This window comes from Pristimantibacillus sp. Z349TD_6, from assembly GCF_056173205.1.
The window spans coordinates 6,962,501-6,967,500 of sequence record NZ_CM149662.1; the positions used below are offsets into that span (position 1 = coordinate 6,962,501).

3 protein-coding genes, 3 tRNA genes and 1 rRNA gene (2 of these 7 running past the window's edge) are annotated in these 5,000 nt (G+C 45.0%); all 7 read right to left on the reverse strand.

Features of this window, described 5'->3' with window-relative positions:
* On the reverse strand, positions 1 to 545 hold the 5' portion of the coding sequence (locus AC0VYE_RS30215) for a YdeI/OmpD-associated family protein (protein ID WP_475444443.1). 25 nt of this gene lie to the left of the window's left edge; the window shows 545 of its 570 coding nt (coding positions 1-545); the start codon lies at positions 543 to 545; the stop codon falls past the left edge of the window.
* Between the two features lie 231 nt (positions 546 to 776).
* Positions 777 to 1,292: a DinB family protein gene (locus tag AC0VYE_RS30220; protein ID WP_475444445.1), complete on the reverse strand. Its 516-nt coding sequence runs from the start codon at positions 1,290 to 1,292 to the stop codon at positions 777 to 779.
* Between the two features lie 81 nt (positions 1,293 to 1,373).
* A complete protein-coding gene (locus tag AC0VYE_RS30225; RefSeq protein WP_475444447.1) occupies positions 1,374 to 2,291 on the reverse strand; it encodes a helix-turn-helix transcriptional regulator in 918 nt (305 codons plus the stop codon).
* A gap of 780 nt (positions 2,292 to 3,071) precedes the next feature.
* Positions 3,072 to 3,151, reverse strand: a tRNA-Leu gene (locus AC0VYE_RS30230).
* A gap of 17 nt (positions 3,152 to 3,168) precedes the next feature.
* A tRNA-Lys gene (locus AC0VYE_RS30235) sits at positions 3,169 to 3,244 on the reverse strand.
* A 6-nt stretch (positions 3,245 to 3,250) separates the two neighbouring features.
* Positions 3,251 to 3,326, reverse strand: a tRNA-Val gene (locus tag AC0VYE_RS30240).
* 141 nt (positions 3,327 to 3,467) lie between these two features.
* Positions 3,468 to 5,000 (reverse strand): 23S ribosomal RNA (locus AC0VYE_RS30245); it runs 1,399 nt beyond the window's last position.

Consider the following 5,000-nt stretch of genomic DNA (forward strand, 5'->3'; position numbering starts at 1 on the left):
TCATGCCATTGACCATACATTTTATTTTCCTTAGTGTTTGAAATGAATTTGTCTAATCTACTATAAAATAATTCCGGCTGGTTTTTATTACTTTGTATCGTGTCGATCCGAACTCTTTTATAAAGAGCTGGAAATGCCGAAAAATTCTCAAATACCTGTCTCTCCTCTTTGAGCCTTTGCTCTATAACCTTATCTATTTTAAAAGAATCGTAATCCATATCGGGAAGTACCTTTCTTCCTTCATCTCTCATTAACCCCATCTTTTCAAGTCGCCGGACACGTTCTTTATTCAATTCAGTCCATGAACTTTTTTTGCTTCTAGGCGATAGTCTTTGCGCCATTTGAGTTTCGGCTATTTTCTTTTTCACTCCATCAATCCATCCAAAACACAAAGATTCTTCGACCGCGTCCAAATACAGCAGCGTATCTGGGTTTGGCGTCATGCTAACTACTACCCAGCAAGATTTTTTAATATTTCCATTTTCCTGCAGCCAAATCCTCAAATCTTCTCTCGAATTTACTGTAATTAGATTTTCAATTTCCATAGATAAAATTCAAGCTCCTTCTAACTATAGTGTGTAATTAAATTCAGTATACAACGTATGACCTAAGTCGAAGTTGATACTATCAGCAAAAGGGTAAAATGATACTAATCTCAACTAGCTATGGTGACTTATTTCTTCTATTAAATCGAAGTAAAAAGGTCGACTCCCCTATTTTTAGAAGTATCGACCTTTTAGACTGATTTGATTTAATTCAAAACAATGTGTCAGTGATTAAACGGATTCCGCAGCTTTCTGATACCAAAAAAATGCATAGTCGTTCATGACGGATGCGTGGCCTAGTTGGCGCAACATTGTAGAAATATTGCCTCTGTGATAGGTCCCATGATTGGCCACTTGCAGTACAATTTCCGATAAACGTGTTTGGCGAATTCCGGCAAATGGGTTATCAAGCAAAACGGTTTGCTCCAAATCAGCTTCGCTTTGGAACCATTCTCTGTATTGTTCCGATAACTGCGCGAAGTTTTTTTCGTATTCATCTACAGAATGCAGGATACTCACATTTAGCGACATACATTCTTGAAATGCCTCTCGCATACCAGTGCCTGTTATAACCTTATACCACATCGTATCCACTGCATAGATATGACTAAGGGCATGGGCAAGGGTAGGAAATGAGCTGTTTACTTCTTGACTTAGCACAGAGGCCGGGAGTTCCTTAATTCTCCCCATGATCGTTTGGTTAGCCCATGTGTGGTATTGAAACATTTCTACTGGATGATTGGACATTCGTAAAGTCTCCTTTTGATTTCTAATAAATTGATTTTGGTTCTGTAGTTATAATAATAAAAGAAGTATGACAACAGACTGTCATACTTCTTCATAAAGTTTGAGTGTATTTTGAAGCTGTTCTTTTAAAATCCCTCGCAGTGCATGAGGTTCAAGTACTTCGGCGCCACTGCCAAAGCTCAGAAGAATGGACCATAGCCATCTTGCTTCTAGTGGTTTATAAACTGGAATTCGTATCGTTGCACTTCCATCGGCATGAAATTGCATATCCGCTTGGTGAAACTGATCCATTGCTATCGCCAAAGCCTCCGGTCCCACTTGAATCACAACATCTTTCAAAAGCTCGCACCATTCCTTGTTTGTGAAAGTAAGCTCTTTCGACACTAAGTGGTGCTGCTGAAAGTCTTCCTGCGTCAACACTAAATTCATTATCCGTGATAGTCGGAACTCCCGATAGTCACAACGCGTTCGACAAAAGCCATAAACGTACCAATTGCCATATTTGAAATGAAGCTGTATGGGTTCCATATCACGGGAAGTACGATCATTATTTGCATTAATATAATCAAAACGGACGATTTTCCGCTCCGTAATTCCCGTACGTAAATGTTGAAGCGCATCCGGCCCTGACCGGCGGGTTTCTAAGTCGACAGAAACAGTAGGGATCTGTTGCTCGGATCCGATTGTTTGTAGTCGTTCAATGGTACCTTGAGCACGCTCATCTTTAAACACGCTGGAGAGGCTGCTGAGCACGGTGATCAGGGAATCCACATCGTAAGAACCGAGCAAGCTTTTATCCATTTTGTATCCGTCCATTATGCCGTATCCGCCATTCATTCCCTGATACGATATGACAGGGAAGCCCGCAGCGCAAATCACATCGATATCCCGATAAATGGTTCTTTGGGAAACTTGATACTCTTCAGCCAGCATAGAAGCAGACAAAACTTCGTTATTCAGGAGCTTGTAGATTATGGAGATCAATCGCTCCAATTTCATATATATCCCCACCCGTTAATCCATTTCGTATTATGCTTAACATTATATCACAGATTTTTTATTACTAATTTTTAGGGAAACCCTGCCTGATGTAACGTAGATACATGAATTGGATTTAACGATCGGGGTATCTAGATTGGCATAACACCGTAAAACCCACGTTAGAAAGCATCTCCTATCGCAGGTAGAAGTGCAGTCATAATGGAAGGAGTTCACCTCTTAAAGAACAAACATCGCTAATGTAAACGCACCGATGACCAGCCGGTCGTGTGTGCGCCAGAGGCACAGAGACTAGAACATTTAATATAGTGTTACAGTCAAAAAAACCACTTGCATTCATTCGAACATCTACCCTAGATTATTGAATGAATTTCCACAACATTTCGATCTGACATATTAGTAATACCTAGATAAACAGCTGTCTAAGCGTTCGCCTTTCAATAAGTTCACTTGCAGTCGAACCACAGTACAATTATAGTGCAGCCCTCTTCTTTTTAAGGCGTGTTTATTTGGCTCTTAACATCCCATACCTTCGTCTCTTATTAGATTCCAGATATTAGAATGATATTATTTGTCTGCAGAGAGTTAAAAGCTTGGGGAAGGTGTAGTGGAATTTTTTGCGTGATCGGAGTAATAACAACTGAGGCCCTATTATATTTTACTAATATGGGATTAACAATTTGATGAAAATTACTCAAAAGCATCTCATTTGAGTATCATTTCCTGTTTTTGAACAACAAAAAAAGCCTTGCTAAGCAAGACTTCTTTGCCGTACTATGATGCGCGTAGAGGGACTTGAACCCCCACGGTCGCCCGCTAGATCCTAAGTCTAGTGCGTCTGCCAATTCCGCCATACGCGCGCATCCGAGATAAAAAATGGTGAGTCATGTAGGATTCGAACCTACGACACCCTGATTAAAAGTCAGGTGCTCTACCAACTGAGCTAATGACTCATACTATGGTGGAGGATGACGGGATCGAACCGCCGACCCTCTGCTTGTAAGGCAGATGCTCTCCCAGCTGAGCTAATCCTCCATGGAAACACTAAAACCCACTGCGAGTGGGAGTCTTGCTTCATTGTGCGTTTTGCACATTGAAAACTGGATACGAAAGATTAGGCTTGCTGAAGCCTTTATGCTGCTGTCTACCGGATGTATGGGTCACAGTAAACGTGTTTAGGATAAGCCCTCGACCGATTAGTATTCGTCAGCTACACACATTGCTGTGCTTCCACCCCGAACCTATCAACCTCGTCGTCTTCAAGGGGTCTTACATACTGGGAAATCTCATCTTGAGGGGGGCTTCACGCTTAGATGCTTTCAGCGCTTATCCCGTCCGTACTTGGCTACCCAGCGGTGCTCCTGGCGGAACAACTGGTACACCAGCGGTACGTCCATCCCGGTCCTCTCGTACTAAGGACAGCTCCTCTCAAATTTCCTGCGCCCGCGACAGATAGGGACCGAACTGTCTCACGACGTTCTGAACCCAGCTCGCGTACCGCTTTAATGGGCGAACAGCCCAACCCTTGGGACCTACTTCAGCCCCAGGATGCGATGAGCCGACATCGAGGTGCCAAACCTCCCCGTCGATGTGGACTCTTGGGGGAGATAAGCCTGTTATCCCCAGGGTAGCTTTTATCCGTTGAGCGATGGCCCTTCCATTCGGTACCACCGGATCACTAAGCCCTACTTTCGTACCTGCTCGACTTGTAGGTCTCGCAGTCAAGCTCCCTTATGCCTTTGCACTCTTCGAATGATTTCCAACCATTCTGAGGGAACCTTTGGGCGCCTCCGTTACATTTTAGGAGGCGACCGCCCCAGTCAAACTGTCCACCTGACACGGTCCCCGAACCGGTTTCACGGTTCTAGGTTAGAACTCCGATACGATCAGGGTGGTATCCCAACGTTGCCTCCACACAAGCTGGCGCTCATGCTTCAAAGGCTCCCACCTATCCTGTACAGATCGTACCAAAGTTCAATATCAAGTTACAGTAAAGCTCCATGGGGTCTTTCCGTCTTGTCGCGGGTAACCTGCATCTTCACAGGTATTAAAATTTCACCGGATCTCTCGTTGAGACAGCGCCCAAGTCGTTACGCCATTCGTGCGGGTCAGAATTTACCTGACAAGGAATTTCGCTACCTTAGGACCGTTATAGTTACGGCCGCCGTTTACTGGGGCTTCGGTTCACAGCTTCGGGTTACCCCTAACCGCTCCCCTTAACCTTCCAGCACCGGGCAGGCGTCAGCCCGTATACTTCGCCTTACGGCTTCGCACAGACCTGTGTTTTTGCTAAACAGTCGCTTGGGCCTTTTCACTGCGGCCCCCTCGGGCTATTCACCCTACCGAGGCACCCCTTCTCCCGAAGTTACGGGGTCATTTTGCCGAGTTCCTTAACGAGAGTTCTTCCGCGCGCCTTAGCATGCTCTGCTCGCCTACCTGTGTCGGTTTGCGGTACGGGCACCTAGATCTCACTAGAGGCTTTTCTTGACAGCCGGAGTACATGACCTTCGCTACTGCAATTTTCGCTCCTCATCACAGCCCAGCCTTATGATCGACGGATTTGCCTATCGATCAGCCTCACTGCTTGGACGGACTATTCCATCAGTCCGCGTCACTGCCCTTCTGTGTCACCCCATTGCTCAAACGATCTTCGGTGGTACAGGAATTTCAACCTGTTGTCCATCCACTACGCCTTTCGGCCTCGCGTTA

Bases quoted from the DNA above. Each gene is read 5' to 3' on its own strand.
- AC0VYE_RS30220 (WP_475444445.1), bottom strand. From the start codon at position 1,292: ATGTCCAATCATCCAGTAGAAATGTTTCAATACCACACATGGGCTAAC.
- AC0VYE_RS30225 (WP_475444447.1), bottom strand. From the start codon at position 2,291: ATGAAATTGGAGCGATTGATCTCCATAATCTACAAGCTCCTGAATAAC.